This window comes from Halomonas sp. Y3, assembly GCF_024137965.1.
GTDB classification, from domain to species: Bacteria; Pseudomonadota; Gammaproteobacteria; order Pseudomonadales; family Halomonadaceae; genus Halomonas; species Halomonas mongoliensis.
The window spans coordinates 3,622,885-3,640,920 of the sequence record NZ_CP099975.1 but is presented as its reverse complement, the minus strand read 5'-3'; the positions used below and the strand labels follow the sequence as shown (position 1 = coordinate 3,640,920).

17 protein-coding genes and 1 tRNA gene are annotated in these 18,036 nt (G+C 71.1%); 10 read left to right on the top strand and 8 right to left on the bottom strand.

The features are described from left to right. Positions 1 to 40 precede the first annotated feature (40 nt). The 4 genes from NHL60_RS17235 to NHL60_RS17220 all read right to left on the bottom strand — a co-directional run bounded on the left by NHL60_RS17235 (position 41) and on the right by NHL60_RS17220 (position 3,971). Complete coding sequence (locus NHL60_RS17235) at positions 41 to 475, bottom strand: nuclear transport factor 2 family protein (protein WP_253446297.1); 435 nt, start codon at positions 473 to 475, stop codon at positions 41 to 43. 40 nt (positions 476 to 515) lie between these two features. Continuing rightward, complete coding sequence (phrB, locus tag NHL60_RS17230; protein ID WP_253446294.1) at positions 516 to 1,931, bottom strand: deoxyribodipyrimidine photo-lyase; 1,416 nt, start codon at positions 1,929 to 1,931, stop codon at positions 516 to 518. 5 nt (positions 1,932 to 1,936) lie between these two features. Next, on the bottom strand, positions 1,937 to 2,857 hold the full coding sequence (locus NHL60_RS17225; RefSeq protein ID WP_253446291.1) for a MerR family transcriptional regulator: 921 nt from the start codon (positions 2,855 to 2,857) through the stop codon (positions 1,937 to 1,939). 85 nt (positions 2,858 to 2,942) lie between these two features. Then, positions 2,943 to 3,971, bottom strand: coding sequence for an NAD(P)/FAD-dependent oxidoreductase (locus NHL60_RS17220; RefSeq protein WP_253446288.1), 1,029 nt, complete (start codon positions 3,969 to 3,971; stop codon positions 2,943 to 2,945). Positions 3,972 to 4,088: 117 nt separating this feature from the next. Here NHL60_RS17220 and NHL60_RS17215 point away from each other — a divergent pair, with 117 nt between their 5' ends. Continuing rightward, positions 4,089 to 4,994 carry a TIGR01777 family oxidoreductase gene (locus NHL60_RS17215; RefSeq protein ID WP_253446285.1) on the top strand — a complete coding sequence of 302 codons (906 nt, stop codon included), beginning with the start codon at positions 4,089 to 4,091 and terminating at the stop codon, positions 4,992 to 4,994. A 25-nt stretch (positions 4,995 to 5,019) separates the two neighbouring features. Here NHL60_RS17215 and rapA read toward each other — a convergent pair whose 3' ends face one another. Together rapA and NHL60_RS17205 are read right to left on the bottom strand one after the other, a co-directional pair. Then, positions 5,020 to 7,968, bottom strand: coding sequence for an RNA polymerase-associated protein RapA (rapA, locus tag NHL60_RS17210; RefSeq protein WP_253446282.1), 2,949 nt, complete (start codon positions 7,966 to 7,968; stop codon positions 5,020 to 5,022). A gap of 98 nt (positions 7,969 to 8,066) precedes the next feature. Beyond that, complete coding sequence (locus NHL60_RS17205; protein ID WP_253446278.1) at positions 8,067 to 8,882, bottom strand: TlpA disulfide reductase family protein; 816 nt, start codon at positions 8,880 to 8,882, stop codon at positions 8,067 to 8,069. A gap of 168 nt (positions 8,883 to 9,050) precedes the next feature. Between NHL60_RS17205 and NHL60_RS17200 the strand changes: the two genes are divergently transcribed. The 4 genes from NHL60_RS17200 to NHL60_RS17185 all read left to right on the top strand — a co-directional run bounded on the left by NHL60_RS17200 (position 9,051) and on the right by NHL60_RS17185 (position 12,939). After that, positions 9,051 to 9,290, top strand: a complete 240-nt coding sequence (locus tag NHL60_RS17200) for a hypothetical protein (protein WP_253446275.1) — start codon at positions 9,051 to 9,053, stop codon at positions 9,288 to 9,290. Then, positions 9,277 to 10,857: a phospholipase D family protein gene (locus NHL60_RS17195; RefSeq protein ID WP_253446272.1), complete on the top strand. Its 1,581-nt coding sequence runs from the start codon at positions 9,277 to 9,279 to the stop codon at positions 10,855 to 10,857. Before NHL60_RS17200 ends, NHL60_RS17195 begins: the two co-directional genes overlap by 14 nt. A 28-nt stretch (positions 10,858 to 10,885) precedes the next feature. Next, positions 10,886 to 12,391, top strand: coding sequence for a DASS family sodium-coupled anion symporter (locus NHL60_RS17190; RefSeq protein ID WP_253446269.1), 1,506 nt, complete (start codon positions 10,886 to 10,888; stop codon positions 12,389 to 12,391). Positions 12,392 to 12,486: 95 nt separating this feature from the next. Then, positions 12,487 to 12,939: a universal stress protein gene (locus NHL60_RS17185; RefSeq protein WP_253446266.1), complete on the top strand. Its 453-nt coding sequence runs from the start codon at positions 12,487 to 12,489 to the stop codon at positions 12,937 to 12,939. 95 nt (positions 12,940 to 13,034) lie between these two features. Here the strand turns inward: NHL60_RS17185 and NHL60_RS17180 are convergent. Both NHL60_RS17180 and ispB read right to left on the bottom strand, forming a co-directional pair. Further along, positions 13,035 to 13,111: transfer RNA gene (locus NHL60_RS17180), tRNA-Pro, on the bottom strand. 80 nt (positions 13,112 to 13,191) lie between these two features. Then, positions 13,192 to 14,187, bottom strand: coding sequence for an octaprenyl diphosphate synthase (gene ispB, locus NHL60_RS17175; protein ID WP_253446263.1), 996 nt, complete (start codon positions 14,185 to 14,187; stop codon positions 13,192 to 13,194). 283 nt (positions 14,188 to 14,470) lie between these two features. Between ispB and rplU the strand changes: the two genes are divergently transcribed. From rplU to rpsT, 5 genes are all read left to right on the top strand, one after another. Next, complete coding sequence (gene rplU, locus NHL60_RS17170; RefSeq protein WP_253446261.1) at positions 14,471 to 14,782, top strand: 50S ribosomal protein L21; 312 nt, start codon at positions 14,471 to 14,473, stop codon at positions 14,780 to 14,782. Positions 14,783 to 14,813: 31 nt separating this feature from the next. Then, positions 14,814 to 15,071, top strand: a complete 258-nt coding sequence (gene rpmA / locus NHL60_RS17165; protein WP_110070533.1) for a 50S ribosomal protein L27 — start codon at positions 14,814 to 14,816, stop codon at positions 15,069 to 15,071. Between the two features lie 85 nt (positions 15,072 to 15,156). Beyond that, on the top strand, positions 15,157 to 16,344 hold the full coding sequence (gene cgtA / locus NHL60_RS17160) for an Obg family GTPase CgtA (protein ID WP_253446258.1): 1,188 nt from the start codon (positions 15,157 to 15,159) through the stop codon (positions 16,342 to 16,344). Between the two features lie 13 nt (positions 16,345 to 16,357). Further along, positions 16,358 to 17,497 carry a glutamate 5-kinase gene (gene proB / locus NHL60_RS17155; RefSeq protein ID WP_253446256.1) on the top strand — a complete coding sequence of 380 codons (1,140 nt, stop codon included), beginning with the start codon at positions 16,358 to 16,360 and terminating at the stop codon, positions 17,495 to 17,497. 187 nt (positions 17,498 to 17,684) lie between these two features. Further along, a complete protein-coding gene (gene rpsT, locus NHL60_RS17150) occupies positions 17,685 to 17,951 on the top strand; it encodes a 30S ribosomal protein S20 (RefSeq protein ID WP_253446254.1) in 267 nt (88 codons plus the stop codon). The last annotated feature ends 85 nt before the right edge of the window (positions 17,952 to 18,036 follow it).

Below are 18,036 nucleotides of genomic sequence, written 5' to 3'. Positions count from 1 at the left end.
GCGCGGTGCGCCGGTGTTGGCGGCCGCCGGATGCCCCCGGTCAGCCGTCGATTCGTCGCTTCACCATCCGTATGACCCCGCCCAGCAGCGGCAGGCGCTCGTAGAGCAGGGCGGCGGCATCGAAGTAGTCGCGGTGCCGGGCCACTCGGCCGTCCTCGGCGAAGGTCAGCTGGGAGCAGCCCTCGACCTCGATCTCGCGCCCGCCGTTCAGCCGCGGGTGGACCAGCTGCATGGTCCAGGTCACGAAGGCCTGCTGGCCCGAGGCCTGACGGTCGTGGAAGCGGAAACGGCACGCTGTCACATTCTCGTACAGGGTCGCAAAGTAGCGCTCCAGCGCCCTTGAGCCCTCTATCCGGTGAAGCGGGTCGATAAAGAGCACGTCAGGAGTATAGAACTCGTAGAGCTCTCTTGTACAGCTTTTGTCCAGTTTATTGAAGAAGGCGCAGAAGGCCTCCAGGCGCTCGTCGGCGGTCATGCTCGGCTCCGGCGGTGGATGGGAGGGCGGGGGCGCGGCCTCAGCCGGCCTTGAGGGCCTTGAAGGCCTCCAGGGCGCGGGCCCGGGCCGCCTTGTGGTCGACGATGGGAGGCGGATAGTCGACGCCGCCGAGCAGGTCCCGGGGCGGGGCGTGGCGGGCCTTGGCCGGCAGCTCGGCCAGCGCCGGCAGCCACTCGGCCAGGAAGGTGCCCTCGGGGTCGAAGCGGCTCGACTGGGTCGTGGGGTTGAAGATGCGGAAGTAGGGGGCCGCATCGGTGCCGGTGGAGGCGGCCCACTGCCAGCCGCCGTTGTTGGCGCAGAACTCGCCGTCGACCAGGTGGCGCATGAAGAAGGCCTCGCCGCGCCGCCAGTCGATCAGCAGGTGCTTGGAGAGAAACATGGCGGTAATCATGCGCAGGCGGTTGTGCATCCAGCCGGTGGCGACGAGCTGGCGCATGGCGGCGTCGACGATGGGATAGCCGGTACGCCCCTCGCACCAGGCGGCGAAGCCCTCGTCGTCATCGCGCCAGGCCAGCGCCTCGGTGTGGGCCTGGAAGGGGCGGTAACGACACACCTGGGGGAAGCCCACCGCCACGTGGCGGTAGAACTCCCGCCATACCAGCTCGTTGACCCAGGCCACCAGGCCCGCATCGCCCTCGGCCAGGCTGCCGCCGTTCTCGGCCAGCACCGCCTGCAGGCACTGGCGGTGGGAGAGCATGCCCAGGGCCAGGTAGGGGGAGAGCTCGCTGGTGCCGCGAATGGCCGGGAAGTCGCGCTGCTTGGCGTAGTAGCGTCCGCGAAAGCGCAGGAAACGCTCCAGGCGGTCGGCGGCGGGCCCCTCGCCGGCGGGCCAGTGGCGGCCGTCGATGGGGGCGTCCTCGAGGTCGGGCAGCTCGGGCAGGGGGTCGGAGGCGATACCGGTCTCCGCCTGGGGGGCGGGAGTATCGGCCAGGGCCAGGCGCTCGGCCGTCAGCTGGCGATGCCAGCTTTTCGAGAAGGGGGTGAAGACGCCGTAGTAGTCGCCCTTGCCGGTGAGGAGCTCCCCCGGGGCGAAGGCGACGGCATCGTGGTGCCCCCGGGCCTCGAGGCCGGCCTCCCGGAAGGCGGCGAGCACGGCGGCGTCGCGGCGCTGCTCGTCCAGCGGGTATTCGTGGTTGAAGTGCAGGGCGGTGGCGCCGTGCTCCCGGGCGATCTCCAGCAGGGCCGTGGGGGCCTCGCTGAAGTCGTCGATATCGCGGTGCAGCAGGGGGATGTTGAGGCCGGCCAGCGACGCCTTCAGGGCCGCCACCCCCCGGGCGCGAAAGTCGAGCTGATTGGCGCCGTGGCCGTGGCGCCGCCAGTGGGGCAGGGCGCGCAGGAAGACGGCCACCACCGGCCCGCGGGCGGCGGCCGCCGCCAGGGCGCGGTTGTCCTGGACGCGCAGGTCGCTGCGAAACCACATCAGGGTAGCGGCCATGGCGTTTACTCCCCGGCGGGCGGCAGCAGGCCGGCGAGACCGTTCATGGCCTGGGCCAGGTCATCGCCGAGCATGGCCACCCCGCTGTCGGCCAGGTCGGCCTCGCGGATGCGCGCCACCGGGCCGCACAGCGCCAGGGGCACCTCGAGCTGCTCGGCCAGGCGCGGCAGCTGGCGCCGCACCAGGTCGCTGCGGCCGGCGTGGCTGCCGGCCATCAGCACGCCGCTGGCGCCCAGGGCCTCCACCGCCAGGGGCAGCTCGCCGAAGGGCAGCTCGGTATCCAGCAGGGCGACCCGGTAGCCCCGGTCGCTGGCGGCCAGGGCGGCCAGCAGGCGCCACAGGGTGCCGGGGTCATCGGGCAGCGGCACGAGCAGCAGCACGGGGCCCCGGGCCTGCTCGTTGGCGTGCAGCAGGCGCGTACCGATGCGGGTGCGCAGGAAGGCCTCCAGGGTCAGGCGCTGCAGGGTGTCGCCGAGCCGCTCCCCCCAGCGCTCCTCCAGCTCGCGCACGGCGGGGGCCCAGAGCTCGGCGAGGCAGACCGAGACGGGGTAGAGCGACAGGGAGCGGTCGTGGAGGGTGGCCAGGCGCTCGAGGTCCAGCGCCTCGGCGGCGGTCACCAGCTGGGCGCGCTGCCCCGGCCAGTCGCTGACGTCGGCCGGCGGCGCCTCGCTCGCCTCGGGGCGGTCGAGCAGCTCGCGCACCTGGCTCACCGGCACGCCGCGGTTGAGCCACTGCAGGACCTGCTCCACCCGCTCGATATCCTCGCGGGTGTAGAGGCGGTGGCCCTTGGGGGTGCGCTGGGGCTGGATCAGGCCGTAGCGGCGCTCCCAGGCGCGCAGGGTGACCGAGTTCACCCCGGTCAGGCGAGAGACCTCGCGAATCGGATAGAGCGGCGTATCGCTGCCGTGCTGCGAGTGGTCGTTCATGGCGAAACCGCCTCCCGGATCCTGTCGGTACTCACTGCCTGGACATTTGACATGGCTGACATGGCGGACTCCTGTCGCGGTCGATTCATGGGGCGTCGGCCGCCAGGGCCTCGCCGAGATGGTGGCCGGAGAGCCAGGCGTCCTCGACCCGGGGGCCGCGCCAGCCGTCGCCGCACAGGGCCAGGCCGCTGGCCGACAGGCGGTAGTCCGCCTCGCCGACGCCGCTCTCTTCGGGCTGGGCGTAGAGCCAGCGGTGGGCACCCAGGGCGCTGGGGGCCGGCAGGTGCACGCCCGCGGGCAGTGCCTCCCGGAAGGCCTCGAGCAGCGCCTCGCCGATGGCCTCGGGGCTCTCCTCGAGGCGCGTTTCGCTCCAGGCGAGGTTGGCCAGCAGGCTGAGGCTCTCGCCCTGCTCCTGGCGCCCCGGCTTGAGCTGGTTGCGGGTGACGAAGCGCAGCCGTGGATCGTTCAGGCGCACCGCCTGCCAGCCGTCGTCCACGCCGGGCAGGGCGGGCAGTGGCGCGTCGAAGAGCGCCCAGGCGGCCCAGCAGGGGCGCTGGACCACCGCCTCGCAGGCCGCGGCCAGGGTGGCGTCGTGGGGCGCCACCAGAGCCTGGGCCTGGGGCGAGGGAGCCGTGATCACCACCCGGGCGAAAGGGCCGTGGCGCGCGCCGCGCTCATCCACCAGCGTCCAGCGGCCGGCACTTCCCTCCAGGCGCTCGATGCGGGTGCCGGCGACCACCTCCAGGCCCGAGGCCAGGTGGCGGGTCACGGCGCTCATGCGCGGCGCGCCGGCGAAGCGTGCCAGGTCGTCCGCATGGCGCTGCCAGCGGCCCGCCTCTGCCGACCAGAGGGAGGTGGGCCAGGGCGCCGCACAGCCGGCCCGGCGCCAGGCCTCGACCTGGCGGCTGAAGTCGGGGTCGCGCACGCTGAAGAACTGGGCGCCGAGGTCGACCACCGCCTCCGGCAGGCGCCGGCTGGACATGCGCCCGCCCGGGCCGCGCGCCTTGTCGAACAGGGTGGCCGGCAGCCCGGCGGCGTCCAGGGCCCTGGCGCAGGCGAGGCCCGCGATGCCGGCGCCGATGATGGCGGTAGAGTGTGAGAGCGGTGAGCGCATCGACGCGTTGCCTCCGGGGTTTTCAGCTAGACTAGCAGAAGTGTACAACAGCTGTATAACCTATGGCAGCGACTGGCTTCGGCCGGGTCCATATCGATGACAGACAAGGAGATCCCAATGCGAGTGCTTATCACCGGTGGCAGCGGTTTCGTGGGGCAGCGGCTATGCCAGCGCCTGGCCGAGGCGGACCATCGGCTGCTGGTGGTCTCCCGGGACCCCGAGGCGGTGCGCAAACGGCTTCCCGAGGGGGCGGAGGTCCGCCGCTCGGTGCTCGACTTCGTCGACACCCCGCCCGATGCCATCGTCAACCTGGCCGGCGAGTCCATCGCCGCCAGGCGCTGGAGCGACGACCAGAAGTCGCGGCTGATCGAGTCCCGGGTCAATATCACCCGCGACCTGGTCATTCTCTGCGAGCAGCTCAAGAGCAGCGGCGGGCGAGCGCCGCGGGTCATGGTGTCGGCCTCGGCCATGGGCTACTACGGCGACCAGGGCGACCGCGAGGTGACCGAGGAGACGCCGCCCCACGACGAGTTCGCCCACCGGCTCTGCAAGCGCTGGGAGGAGACCGCCCGGGAGGCGGCGGACTACGGTACCCGGGTCGCCATCCTGCGCATCGGCCTGGTGCTCGATGCCGGCGGCGGCAGCCTGGAGAAGATGCTGCCCCCCTTCAAGCTGGGGCTGGGCGGGCGCTTCGGCAGCGGCAAGCAGTTCATGCCCTGGGTGCACCGGGAGGACCTGGTGCAGGCGATCCTTTTCCTGCTCGCCAACGACGAGCTGGAGGGCGCCTTCAATGCCGGCGCCCCCCATCCCGTCACCAACGCCGAGTTCACCCGCACCCTGGCGAAGCAGCTCAAGCGCCCGGCCATCTTCCCGGTGCCCGCCATCGTGCTGAAGACCGCCTTCGGTGAGATGTCACGGCTGCTGCTGACCGGTGCCGACATGCGCCCGAAGCGTCTCCAGGAGGCGGGCTTCCGGTTCCAGTTCGAGACCCTGGACGCCGCCCTGGCGGATATTCTGGGCTGAAGGCCTGTCGCCGGAACAGCCCCGTCTACCTTGCTTCTTCGCCCACCGTCACAATGACGCGCACCGAGTCCAGGCGCAGGCGGGTGCCCTCGATGGCCTCGTCCAGCGCCTGGCGCTCGGCGCGCAGGGCGGCGATCTCGTCCTCGCGCACCGCCGGGTTGTGGCGGGCGAGCGCCGTGAGTCGCGCCAGCTCGCCGTCCAGGGCCTCGCGCATGCGCCCCTGGGCCGCCTCGACGATGGAGGGCAGCTCGCGCTCCGCCTCCCCCTCGCCGCGGTCGAGCAGCTCGCGCAGCACCTCGAGCCGGCTGCGGATCAGGTCCCGGGCCATGGCCTTCTTGACCTTCTGCAGGTTCTTCGCGAGCCCGGTAAAGGAGATCTTGTCGGTGAGGTTGGCGCCGGACTCGTCCAGCAGCACGCGCACCGCGGTGGGCGGCAGGAAGCGGTTGAGGTGCAGTTTCCGCGGCGCCGGGCAGTGGGTGCGGAACACCAGCTCCGCCATCATGCGGCCGGCGGGCAGCGCCGGATGCTTGAGCAGCGCCAGCGCCGTGTTGCCCATGGTGCCGTCCAGAATCCGTCCCATCATCTCGCGCAGCAGCGGATGCTCCCAGGAGAGCCGCTGGACGTCGTCCCGGGCCAGGGCCCGCAGCCGCGAGAAGGTGGCCGAGAAGCCCTCCTCCCCCTTGGCCAGGCCGGGCAGGCCGTCGAGCATCTGCTGGCTGGGCGTCAGGTGCTGGATGCCGCCGCCCAGCTCCTGGCTGTCGACCCCGAAGATGTCCAGGGCCAGGTCCAGGTAGCGGGGCAGGGCGCGGTCCTCATCCAGCTCGCGGATCGCCGCGGCCACCGCCTCGGCGCGCTCCGGGCGGCAGGCGTTGAGCTCCAGCAGGCGGTTGCGGCCGGCGTCGCGCTCGGCCAGGCGGCTCTCGAAGAAGGTCCGGGTCTCCTCGACCACCTCGGCCAGTGCCTCCTCGTCGAGCAGCGCCTCGGCCAGGGCGTCGCCGAAGGCGTCGAAGATCTCGCTGCCGATGCCGTGGGGGGCGCGGAAGGCGTCCATGCCGTCCCGATACCAGCGCAGCAGCTTCTCGCCGGGGCTGGCCTCGAAGACCGGAACGTGGAGCTCGATGGCGTGGCGCTGGCCGATGCGGTCCAGGCGGCCGATGCGCTGCTCCAGCTGGTCCGGGTGGATGGGCAGGTCGAACATCACCAGGTGCCGGCAGAACTGGAAGTTGCGCCCCTCGGAGCCGATCTCCGAGCAGACCAGCACCTGGCACCCCTCCTCCTCGTCGGCGAAGGCGGCGGCGGCGCGGTCGCGTTCCACCAGGGAGAGCCCCTCGTGGAACACCGGGGCGTGGTAGCCGCCCAGCACCCGCAGCGCCTCGGCGAGCCCCTGGGCGGTCTCCCGGTCGTGGGCGATCACCAGCACCTTGTCGCCGGCGAGTCCCCCCTCGCCGTCATCGGCCAGCCGCTCCAGCAGCCAGTTGACTCGGGGGTCGATCTGCCACCAGGGCTCCTCGTTCAAGGGGTCGTCGGCAAGTGCCCGGTACATGGCGTCGAGATAGATCAGCACTTCAGGGTGGTCGAGGCCGGTCTCGATCAGCAGCTCGTCCAGGTAGTCCTCGTCGCGCTCCAGCTTGCGCAGCACCCGGCGGTAGGCGGAGGGCGGTGCGAGCTCGGTGACGTGCAGGCGGCGCTCCGGGAAGCCGCCCACGTGGCGGCGGCTGTTGCGGAACATCACCCGGCCGGTGCCGTGACGGTCGAGCAGCTGGTCGCGGAGCTGGTCCCGGGCGGCCGCGTGCTGGGCCTCGCTGGCCTCGGGGTTGGCCAGGGTATCGAGCAGCGCCAGGCTGTCGGCCTCGTCGATCACCGCGGCGACCCGCTCGCGGTCCGCGGCCTCGCCGGGCAGGCGCTCCAGGGCGTCGATGGCCTCGGCCACCTCCACATAGTGGGCCTCCTCCTCGCGGAAGCGCTCGAGGCTATGGTAGCGGTCGGGGTCGAGCAGGCGCAGGCGGGCGAAGTGGCTTGCCACCCCCATCTGCTCTGGGGTGGCGGTGAGCAGCAGCACCCCCTCGCTCTCGCCGGCCAGGCGGGTCACGCAGGCGTAGCCCGGGCCCACCTTCTCCTCGCTCCAGTCCAGGTGGTGGGCCTCATCGACGATCAGCAGGTCCCAGCGGCAGGCCAGGGCCTGGGACTGGCGGTGGGGGTTGGCGAAGAGCCAGTCCTGGCTGGCCAGGATGATCTGGCCGGCCTCGAAGGGGTTGGCGTCGCCGTGGGCCAGGCTCTGCTGCTCGTCGAGCAGGGTCACCTCCAGGGCGAAGCGGCGCAGCAGCTCCACCAGCCACTGGTGGCAGAGGCTCGCCGGCACCAGGATCAGCGCCCGCTCGGCGCGCCCGGTGAGCAGCAGGCGGTGCAGGATCAGCCCCGCCTCGATGGTCTTGCCGAGCCCCACCTCGTCGGCCAGCAGCACCCGGGGCGCGTGGCGCCGCGAGACCTCGTCGGCGATATAGAGCTGATGGGGGATCAGGTCGATGCGCGGGCCGGCCAGGCCGAGCGCCGGGTTCTGCTCGATGCGGTGGTGATGGTGCAGGGTGCGGAAGCGCAGGTCGAACCAGTCGTTGCGATCCACCTGGCCGGTGAGCAGGCGGTCGCGGGCCTGGTCGAACTGCATGGTGTCGGCGAGCCGCGCCTCGGGCAGCTCGGTGAGCTCGCCCTGTTCGTCCTCGCCGATATAGACGATCAGCCCGCCGACCTCCTTGGTGTCGTCCACGGTGAGGGTCCAGCCCTCGGCGGCGCGGATGCGGTCGCCGCTGCCGAATACCACCCGGGTGAGCGGGGCCTGGCGGCTGCTGTAGGTGCGGGTTTCCTGGCTGGCGCCGAACAGCACGGTGACGCTGCGGGGGTCGACGCTGAGGATGGTGCCCAGGCCGAGTTCGGCCTCGCCGTCACTGATCCAGCGCTGGCCGGGGGAGAAGTCGCTCATGATGCCTCGGAGGATGCTGAAGATTGGGTGCGCTCATGGCCGCCGGGACGGGGCGGACCGAACAGGGCGCGGTATCTTACAGCAAAGCCTCGCGGGGCTTAAGGGCTCTCGGCGCCGTGGCGGTCGAGCCAGGCGCCGAGCTGGGCCCGGGAGAGCTCGCCCACGTGGCGCTCCACGGTGCGCCCGGAGGCGTCGAACAGCAGGGTGGTGGGCAGGCCGGGGGACGCCAGCAGCACCATCAGCTCCTGGCGCGGGTCGAGCAGCGGGTAGCGGAACGCCAGCCCCTGATCGTCCAGGTAGCGGGCCACCTGCAGCAGCTCCTCGCCCTGGTTGGCAATCACCGCCGTGACGCCGTCGCGGGCGTCGGCCTCGGCCAGCAGCGGCATCTCGCGCAGGCAGGGGGGGCACCAGGTGGCCCAGAGGTTGAGCACCACCGTCTCCCCCCGCAGGTCGCGCAGGTTGACGCTGTCGCCGTCCAGGGTCTCCAGGGTGATATCGGGCAGCTCGTCGATGGGCATGCCGCCGCCCAGCGGTGCCAGGGTCATCAGCACCAGCCAGAGGCTCGCCGCCCCCACGGTCAGCGCCATGGCGCCGATCAGCCGCAGCAGGTGATGGCGCAGCGTCCAGCCGGTCCAGATCAGGGCGGCCAGCAGCCCCCAGAGGCCGTGAAAGCCCGGCTGCCACAGCTTGAGGATATCCAGAGGGGCGGCGGCATAGGCCTCCAGGTGCGTCAGCACGTGGCCGGCGCGCGCCCCCACCAGCCAGGCCAGCACCAGGCCATTGAACCAGCGGGCGTGCTCGCGCCTCGGCAGGCCCAGCAGCCAGGCGCTGAGCGCCAGCAGCAGCGCGGCGGCGCCCAGCGCGTAGAGGCGCGGCACCGAGATCAGCACGGGGCCGAGGGCGATGGCATCCATGGGGGCTCCTGGTCATGGCAGAGGTGGGGTGGCGCTGCAGGGTCGGCGATCGGCGCCTTAGCGGTTACACTTGGGCACCCTCGGGACGCCGCCGTCCCTTTCCATGCCAAGCCTACTGCCGGCCGGCATGGCTGTCATCCGTCAGCGACCCTCGTCACGGGAGCCACCATGGCCAAGTCAGCCTTCGACACCCTGCGCGCCCTGGCCATCGCCAGCCAGGCGCTGGGCTTCATCCTGATCATCACCCTGGAAACGCTGATGGGCGACGCCGCTCGCCCCTGGCAGGGCTGGACCCTGGCGGCCATGGTGACGGTGGCGCTGGGGACCGCCCTGGTGCGCCTCTACCGGCGCAACAAGGCGCGTAAGGCGCTGGCGCGACGGCTGGCCGACGACGATGGCGATACCTGAGGCGCGCCGCCCGGGCCGCTACCGGTCGGCGGCGCTGTGGCTGCTGCTGCTGGCGCTGAGCCTGCTGGCGGGCTGCGCCGGCGCTCCGGTGCCCCGAGAGCACTCCCACGCGCTGCCGCCCTGGGAGGTGGCCGAGACCGGGCTGGGGCGCTGGGCCGCCGAGCAGGCCGAGGCGCACCCGGGGCAGAGCGGCATGGCGCTGCTGGCCAACGGCAAGGACGCCTTCGCGGTGCGCGCCCTGCTCACCACCCGGGCCGAACGCCGCCTGGATATCCAGACCTACCTGATGGGCGACGGCCTCACCACCCGGGCGCTGCTGGCGCAGGTGCTGGACGCCGCCGAACGCGGGGTCGAGGTGCGCCTGCTGATCGATGACATCGGCGCGGTGGGGCAGGGGGAGCGGCTGGTGGCCCTGGATAGCCACCCTCGGGTGCAGGTGCGGGCCTTTCACCCGCTGCCGGTGGGGCGCGCCAACCTGGCCACCCGGGTGCTGGCCACCATCCCGGTGCTGCCGCGCCACCACCGCCGCATGCACAATAAGCTGTGGGTGGCCGATAACGCCCTGGCCATCGTCGGCGGCCGCAACCTGGGCGACGAGTACTACAACGCCAGCGAACCCCGCAACTTCGCCGACCTCGACCTGCTGACCCTGGGGGAGGTGGTGGCCCCCCTGTCGATGAGCTTCGACCTCTACTGGAATCACGGCCTGGCCCAGCCGGTCGGCCGCTACCATCGCGCCGACGCCGAGGCCTGGCGCGCTCTGCGCGACCGGCTCGCCGCCTGGCTGGCCGAGGAGAACGACTCCGACTACTTCGCCGCCCTGCGCCGGCGCCACGAGGAGCGCGAGCGCAGCCGGCTGGTGGATGCCCTCCACTGGGGGCGGGCCGAGGCGCTGTGGGACCCGCCCGGCAAGCCGGCCCGCCGCGGGCGCCCGGCGCTCGACGAGACCATGGGCGGGCGGCTCTGGTCGCGGCTGGCGCCGGAGGCGCGTCTCAGCCTGGTCTCGGCCTACTTCGTGCCCACCGCCGAAGGGAGTCGCGCGCTGCAGGCGCTGGCCGAAGGGGGTGTCGAGGTGCAGGTGGTCACCAACTCCCTGGAGGCCACCGACGTGCCGGTGGTGCATGGCGCCTATATGCCCTATCGCCGTGACCTGCTGAAGAGCGGGGTGGCGCTCTTCGAGCTGCGCGCCGAGCACGCCAACGGCGAGGAGGCCGCCATCGGCGTGCCGGGAAGCTCCGCCTCGGCGCTGCATATCAAGGCCCTGGCGGTGGACGACGACACCGTCTTCGTGGGGTCGCCCAACGCCGACCCGCGTTCGGTGTGGTGGAACAGCGAGGTGGGCGTGCTGGCGGAGAGTGAAAGCCTGGCCCGGGAGTTCCGGGAGCTGGTGGAGGTAGGGGCCAGCCCGGCGCTGAGCTATGCGGTTACCCTGGACGAGGAGGGTCGCCTGGGCTGGGAGATGCGCCAGGATGATGAGACGCTGCGCCTTGCCCGCGAGCCCGGCGGCCCCTGGCGCCATGCCAACGCCTGGCTGAGCCGCCTGCTGCGCCTGGAGCGCTGGCTGTAGCGCGAACGACTAGCGAAGGAGTGCCGCCATGAGCGAGCTGCCATCGACTGACGCCCCCGAGGAGGCCGAGCTGCGCCAGGCTCGCCGCCAGCGCCTCAAGGTCACCCTGGGCCTCTTCCTCGGCCCCCTGGCGGCGGCCCTGCTGCTGCTGCTGGAGCCTCCCGCCGGCATGCCCCTGGCGGCCTGGCAGGTGGTGGCGCTGACCGCCTGGATGGCGGCCTGGTGGGTGCTGGAGCCGGTGCCCATCGCCGTCACCGCCCTGCTGCCGGTGGCGCTGCTGCCGCTGCTCGGCGTGGGCACCATCCATTCGGTGGCGGTGCCCTATGCCAACCCGCTGATCTTTCTCTTCCTCGGCGGCTTCCTGCTGGCCGAGGCGATCCAGCGCTGGGGGCTGCATCGGCGCATCGCCATGCTGGTGCTGCGGGTCTCCGGCAGCCGCCCGGACCGCCTGGTGGCGGGCTTCATGCTGGCCACCGCGGCCCTGAGCATGTGGGTCAGCAACACCGCCACCGCGGCGCTGATGGTGCCCATCGGCCTCTCGGTGCTGGCCATGCTGGAGCGCCAGGGCGGCGCCGGCGCCAGCCGTCACATGGCGCTGACCCTGCTGCTGGGGATCGCCCTGGCCGCCAATATCGGCGGCATGGGCACCCTGATTGGCACGCCCCCCAACGCCCTGCTGGCCGGCTTCATGGGGGACAGCTACGGCATCGAGATCGGCTTCGCCCAGTGGATGGCGGTGGCCGTGCCGCCGTCGCTGCTGCTGCTGGCCCTGGCCTGGTGGCTGCTCACCCGCTTGGTCTACCCGGTGGAGCGCAGCGAGGTGCCCGGGGTGGCCGAGATGCTGGCCGATCAGGCTCGGGATCTGGGGCGCATGACCCGCCCCGAGCTGCGGGTGGCGGCGATCTTCGCCCTGGTCGCCCTGGCCTGGATCACCCGGCCGCTGCTGGAGGGCGCCCTGGGGCTGGAGCTCAGCGATGCCGGCATCGCCATCATCGGGGCCCTGCTGCTCTTCGTGGTGCCGGCTCGCTGGCGCCAGCGCCAGTTCCTGATGGACTGGGAGAGCGCCAAGCACCTGCCCTGGGGCGTGCTGATCATGGTGGGCGGGGGGCTCAGCCTCGGCACCGCCATCGAGGAGAGCGGGCTCGCCGCCGTGGTGGCCGAGGGGCTGGGCGTCTTCGGCAGCTGGCCCGTCTGGACCATGGTGGCCATGGTGGCCCTGGCGGTGATGCTGATGAGCCACGTGACCAGCAACACCGCCACCGCGGCGGCGATCCTGCCGCTGACCGCCTCGCTCACCGTCAGCCTGGGGGCGAGCCCGCTGCTGCTCTCGGTGCCGGTGGCCATGGCCGCCAGCTGCGCCTTCATGCTGCCGGTGGCCACGCCGCCCAACGCCGTGGTCTTCGCCAGCGGCAAGCTGAGCGTGGCCGAGATGGTGCGGGCCGGGGCCCTGATCAGCGTCGCGGCGCTGGTGGTGATCACCCTGGTGGTGTTCGCGCTGGCCATGCCGCTGCTGGGCTTCGGCTGGGCGGCTTGATCCAGGGCATTGCCGAAACGTGCACAGGGTCTAGTCTGAAGGGGCAGGGGAGCCTTCCCCCTTCCTCCATAACAGCGAACAAGGGCATTCACGCCATGTACAAGACCCTACTGGTTCCCGTCGACGGCTCCGTTCATGCGGAAAAGGCGCTGGCGGTGGCGGCCGAGCTGGCGCGCAGCGGCGGCGGCACTCTCCATCTGCTCAACGTCGCCGAGGCGACTCCCGACAATATCGGCATCCTGGTGGGCGGCAGCACCGAGCCCATGTCCGAGGCCGAGCGCGAGAAGCTGGCCGAGGGGGTGCGCAAGGCCGGTGAGAAGGTGATCGACAAGGCCAAGGCCGCGGTGGATCTGGCCGGCCTCGAGGTCAAGGCGCTGGTGCGCCAGGGCAAGGCCGGCGAGCGCATCATCGAGGCCGCCGAGGAGCTCAAGGCCGACGCCATCGTCATGGGCAGCCGCGGCATGAGCGATCTCAAGGGCATGGTGGTGGGCAGCGTCTCCCACCGGGTCAGCCATACCGCCGGCTGCAGCGTGATCACGGTGACCTGAGGCGCCGGCGGGCGCAGCCGTCGGAAGGCGGCGCCCTTCGGGCCTGCCGGGCATACGAAAAAGGCCTTGCGGAGAACCGCAAGGCCTTGAATTCGTGGTCGGAGCGACAGGATTCGAACCTACGACCTCTGCCTCCCGAAGGCAGCGCTCTACCAAGCTGAGCTACGCTCCGACGCGTTGGGCTGATGCCTCAACGGGGTCGCATTATACCCGCCGGCGCGGGCTTTGCAAGCCCCGAGTGGCGGGCGTGGCTTACGACTGGCGCTCCACTGCCAGACGGGCCAGGTCCGCCATGCGGTCGCGATAGGGCGAGGCGGGCAGCTTCTCGAGCTCTGCCAGCGCCAGGTCGGCCATCTCCTCGGCCCGGGTGCGGGTGTACGCCAGGGCGCCGGTGGCGTTGACGATCTCGAGCACCTCGTCCAGCTGGTCGAGGCCGCCATTGCGGATCGCGCGGCGGATCAGGGCAGCCTGCTCCGGGGTGCCCCGGGCCATGGCCTGGATGAGCGGCAGGGTCGGCTTGCCCTCGGCCAGGTCGTCGCCGACGTTCTTGCCCATGGCCTCGGCGTCGCCCTGGTAGTCGAGCAGGTCGTCGATCAGCTGGAAGGCGAGGCCCAGGTAGCGGCCGTAGTACTGCAGGGCGGTCTCCTGCTCCGGGGTGGCCTCGGCGAGGATGGCGCCGCTGTGGCTGGCCGCCTCGAAGAGCATGGCGGTCTTGCCCTGGATGGTCTCGAAGTAGGCCGCCTCGTCGATGTCCGGGTTGCCCACGTTGGTGAGCTGCTGCACCTCGCCCTCGGCGATCACGCAGGTGGCCGAGGAGAGCACCTCCATGATCCGCATGGAGCCCACCTCCACCATCATCTGGAAGGAGCGCGAGTAGAGGAAGTCGCCCACCAGCACCGAGGGGGCGTTGCCCCAGGCGTCGTTGGCGGTGGCCTTGCCGCGGCGCATGTGCGACTCGTCCACCACGTCGTCGTGGAGCAGGGTGGAGGTGTGCATGAACTCGATCAGGGTGGCCAGGGTGATATGGCGCTCGCCCTCATAGCCCAGGGAGCGGGCCGCCAGCAGCACCAGCAGCGGGCGCAGGCGCTTGCCGCCGCTCTGGATGATGTACTGGCCGATGGTCTCCACCAGCGGGATCCGCGAGCCGAGCTGGCTCATGATGGTGCGGTTGACCGCCGCGAAGTCGTCGGCGACCACGGCGTGGATCGGCGAGGGGGCGGCGGTTTCGGTAGTGGCGTTGGCAGGCATGTGGGCGATTTCGACAGGGAAATGGTGGGGCCGGGGCTTGGCGGCCCCCTCTGGCCATCGGGTTGCCGGCCATGCTATGGGGCCCCCTCTTGGGCGTCAAGGCAGCCCGCTCGCGGCTGTCGGGCGGGCGTCGGGGCAATCGTCGATCGGGTTGTGTCGCCCTCTGCCCGCGGTTATAATGCGCGGCCCACTCATCCCGCTCCCTGTCAGATGGTGCCGAAAGGGGCGCCACTCGAAGCAGGTCGATCAAGAGCCAACCCCCGATGAGTCCTGGAGAGAAACCATGTACGCAGTAATCAAGAGCGGTGGCAAGCAGTACCGCGTTCAGGAAGGCCAGACCCTGAAGCTCGAGAAGATCGAAGTCCCGACCGGCGAGTCCATCGACTTCGACGAAGTGCTTCTGGTCGGCAGCGACGACGACGTCAAGGTCGGCGCTCCGCTGGTCGAGGGTGCCAAGGTCTCTGCCGAGATCGTCTCCCACGGCCGTGGCGACAAGGTCACCATCATCAAGTTCCGTCGTCGCAAGCACAGCATGAAGCGTCAGGGCCACCGTCAGTGGTTCACCGAAGTCAAGATCACCGGGATCTCCGCCTAAGCGGTCCATCCCCTGAACGGAGGATTTTTCCATGGCACATAAGAAGGCAGCCGGCTCCACGCGTAACGGCCGCGATTCAGAATCCAAGCGCCTTGGCGTCAAGCTGTTCGGTGGCCAGGCCGTCACCGCCGGCAACATCATCGTGCGTCAGCGCGGCACCAAGTTCCACGCCGGCGTCGGCGTTGGCCTCGGCCGCGACCACACCCTGTTCGCCCTGAACGACGGTGTGATCAAGTTCGAGACCAAGGGTCCGAAGAACCGCAAGTTCGTCAGCGTCGTCTCTGCCTGAGACGCCTGACCCTTGCCGCAGGAAGGCCCCGCCATGGCGGGGCCTTCTTGTATCATGACGGTAGATACCGTCAGGAGAGTGACAGATGCAGTTCGTCGACGAAGCCTCGATCATCGTGGAGGCCGGCAAGGGGGGCAATGGCTGCCTCAGCTTCCGCCGTGAGAAGTACGTGCCCAAGGGCGGCCCCGACGGCGGCGATGGCGGCCACGGTGGCAGCGTCTACCTGATCGGTGATGACGCCCTCAACACCCTGATCGACTTCAAGTATCAGCGCTTCTACAAGGCCCAGAACGGCCAGCCCGGCATGGGTCGCCAGATGAGCGGCAAGGCCGGGGAAGACCTGCATATCAAGGTGCCGGTGGGCACCACGGTGATCGACGAGGACACCCTGGAGGTGATCGCCGATGTCACCGAGATCGGGCAGGTGGTGCTGGTGGCCCAGGCCGGTCGCCGGGGGCTCGGCAACATCCACTTCAAGTCCTCCACCAATCGCGCGCCGCGGCGGACCACGCCGGGCACGGAAGGGGAGCGGCGCAACCTGCGCCTGGAGATGAAGGTGATGGCCGACGTGGGCCTGCTGGGCATGCCCAATGCCGGCAAGTCGACGCTGATCCGCGCCGTCTCCGCCGCCAAGCCCAAGGTGGCCAACTACCCCTTCACCACCCTGGTGCCCAACCTGGGCGTGGTGAAGCTCGGCATGCACGAGCACTTCGTGATGGCCGACGTGCCGGGGCTGATCGAGGGGGCCTCCGAGGGCGCCGGCCTGGGGCTGCGCTTTCTCAAGCACCTGACCCGCACCCGGCTGCTCTTCCATGTGGTGGACGTGGCGCCCTTCGACGAGTCCGACCCCGTGGAGGCCGCCGAGGCGATCATCCACGAGCTGGGCGAGTTCTCCCCGGCCCTGGCCGAGCTGCCGCGCTGGCTGGTGCTCAACAAGCTCGACCTGCTTCCCGCCGAGGGGCGCGAGGCGAAGGCCGAGGAGATCGTGCGCCGCCTGGGCTGGGAGGGGCCGGTGTTCCGCATCTCGGCGATCTCCGCCGACGGCACCGACGCCCTGGTCCAGGCCGCCCACCGCTGGCTCACCGAGCAGCGCCAGCTGGAGAACGAGGACGAGGAGGCCGCCGAGCGCGCCCGCGAGATGCGAGCCCGCATGGAGGACGAAGCGGTGGCCCGCACCGAGGCGCGCCTGGGCCGCCGGCGCAAGCGTGCCGATGACGATGATGATGACTTCGATGACGACGACTACGACGTCGAGGTCGAATACGCGCCCTGAGGGTCGAGAGCCGATGGAAAGCAACGAGCAGGTGGCGGGCCGCGAGGCGCTGACGGGCGCCCGCCGGGTGGTGGTGAAGATCGGCAGCGCGCTGCTGACCAACGACGGCCGCGGCCTCGACGAGGCCGCCATCGGCGGCTGGGTCGACCAGATCGCCGCCCTGCATCGCCGCGGCGTGGAGGTGGTGCTGGTCTCCTCCGGCGCCGTGGCCGCCGGCATGGTGCGTCTCGGCTGGCAGGCGCGCCCCTCGGCGGTGCACGAGCTGCAGGCCGCCGCCGCGGTAGGGCAGAACGGCCTCACCGAGTGCTACGAGGGTCACTTCGCCCGCCACGGCCTGCTCACCGCCCAGGTGCTGCTGACCCATGACGACCTCTCCAACCGCAAGCGCTACCTCAACGCCCGCTCGGCGCTGCGCACCCTGGTCGACCTGCGGGTGGTGCCGGTGATCAACGAGAACGACACCGTGGTCACCGACGAGATCCGCTTCGGCGACAACGACACCCTGGGGGCCCTGGTGGCCAACCTGCTGGAGGCCGATGCCCTGGTGATCCTCACCGACCAGGAGGGGCTCTTCGACGCCGACCCGCGCGGCAACCCCGAGGCGCGGCTGATCAGCGAGGGGCGCGCCGACGACCCGGCGCTGGCGGCGGTGGCCGGCGGCGGCGGGGCGCTGGGCCGCGGCGGCATGGCCACCAAGATCCGCGCCGCGCACCTGGCGGCGCGCTCCGGCGCCTACACCGCCATCGCCAGCGGCCGCCAGCCCGAGGTGCTGACCCGGCTGATGGCCGGCGAGCGCCTGGGCACCCTGCTGCACCCGGACCAGGCCCCCATGGCGGCGCGCAAGCGCTGGCTGGCCGGCCAGCTCCAGGTGCGCGGCACCCTCACCCTGGATGCCGGGGCGGTCAAGGTGCTGCGCGAGAGCGGCTCCAGCCTGCTGGCGGTGGGGGTCAGGGCGGTGGCGGGGCAGTTCCGCCGCGGCGACATGGTGCAGTGCGTGGACGAGACCGGGCAGCGCGTCGCCAAGGGGCTGGTCAACTACGGCGCCGACGATGCCGCGCGCATCCTCGGCAAGCCGAGCCATCAGATCGAGGCGATCCTCGGCTTTATGGAGGCCCCGGAGCTGATCCACCGCGACAACCTGGTGGTGCTATAGCAAGCTTGGCAAGGGCTATGATAGGATACGCCATCCTCTCAGACACGGCCCGTGAACGACCGCTGATGTCAAGCGGTCGGCCAGATGGCCCAGGCCGGCGGAAAGGCTCACGCCTTCCTGCCGGATCAATACGTTATAGAAGCCGTCACCACACGGGCGGCGAAAAATCTCCAAGGAGACAATAGCAGTGGCAAACAGCAAGCAAGCTCGCAAGCGCGCCCGTCAGGCCGAAGGCCGTCGTGTACTGAAGGCCGGTCAGCGCTCCATGGTGCGCACCTACATCAAGCGCGTCATCAAGGCCATCGGCGGCGGCGACCACGCCACCGCCATGGCCGAGTTCAAGCAGGCCCAGCGCGTCATCGACCGCATCGCCGACAAGGACGTGCTCTCCAAGAAGAAGGCTGCCCGCCTGAAGAGCCGCCTGAACGCGCGCATCAAGGCCCTGGCTGCCTGAGCAGACCGGACGCCTACGGAGTGACTCGCCCCGCTCGGGCGGGCCTCCAGCAGAAAGACCGGCTGCGGCCGGTTTTTTTGTGGCT

Bases quoted from the DNA above. Each gene is read 5' to 3' on its own strand.
- NHL60_RS17235 (WP_253446297.1), bottom strand. From the start codon at position 475: ATGACCGCCGACGAGCGCCTGGAGGCCTTCTGCGCCTTCTTCAATAAA.
- phrB (WP_253446294.1), bottom strand. From the start codon at position 1,931: ATGGCCGCTACCCTGATGTGGTTTCGCAGCGACCTGCGCGTCCAGGAC.
- NHL60_RS17225 (WP_253446291.1), bottom strand. From the start codon at position 2,857: ATGAACGACCACTCGCAGCACGGCAGCGATACGCCGCTCTATCCGATT.
- NHL60_RS17220 (WP_253446288.1), bottom strand. From the start codon at position 3,971: ATGCGCTCACCGCTCTCACACTCTACCGCCATCATCGGCGCCGGCATC.
- NHL60_RS17215 (WP_253446285.1), top strand. From the start codon at position 4,089: ATGCGAGTGCTTATCACCGGTGGCAGCGGTTTCGTGGGGCAGCGGCTA.
- rapA (WP_253446282.1), bottom strand. From the start codon at position 7,968: ATGAGCGACTTCTCCCCCGGCCAGCGCTGGATCAGTGACGGCGAGGCC.
- NHL60_RS17205 (WP_253446278.1), bottom strand. From the start codon at position 8,882: ATGGATGCCATCGCCCTCGGCCCCGTGCTGATCTCGGTGCCGCGCCTC.
- NHL60_RS17200 (WP_253446275.1), top strand. From the start codon at position 9,051: ATGGCCAAGTCAGCCTTCGACACCCTGCGCGCCCTGGCCATCGCCAGC.
- NHL60_RS17195 (WP_253446272.1), top strand. From the start codon at position 9,277: ATGGCGATACCTGAGGCGCGCCGCCCGGGCCGCTACCGGTCGGCGGCG.
- NHL60_RS17190 (WP_253446269.1), top strand. From the start codon at position 10,886: ATGAGCGAGCTGCCATCGACTGACGCCCCCGAGGAGGCCGAGCTGCGC.
- NHL60_RS17185 (WP_253446266.1), top strand. From the start codon at position 12,487: ATGTACAAGACCCTACTGGTTCCCGTCGACGGCTCCGTTCATGCGGAA.
- ispB (WP_253446263.1), bottom strand. From the start codon at position 14,187: ATGCCTGCCAACGCCACTACCGAAACCGCCGCCCCCTCGCCGATCCAC.
- rplU (WP_253446261.1), top strand. From the start codon at position 14,471: ATGTACGCAGTAATCAAGAGCGGTGGCAAGCAGTACCGCGTTCAGGAA.
- rpmA (WP_110070533.1), top strand. From the start codon at position 14,814: ATGGCACATAAGAAGGCAGCCGGCTCCACGCGTAACGGCCGCGATTCA.
- cgtA (WP_253446258.1), top strand. From the start codon at position 15,157: ATGCAGTTCGTCGACGAAGCCTCGATCATCGTGGAGGCCGGCAAGGGG.
- proB (WP_253446256.1), top strand. From the start codon at position 16,358: ATGGAAAGCAACGAGCAGGTGGCGGGCCGCGAGGCGCTGACGGGCGCC.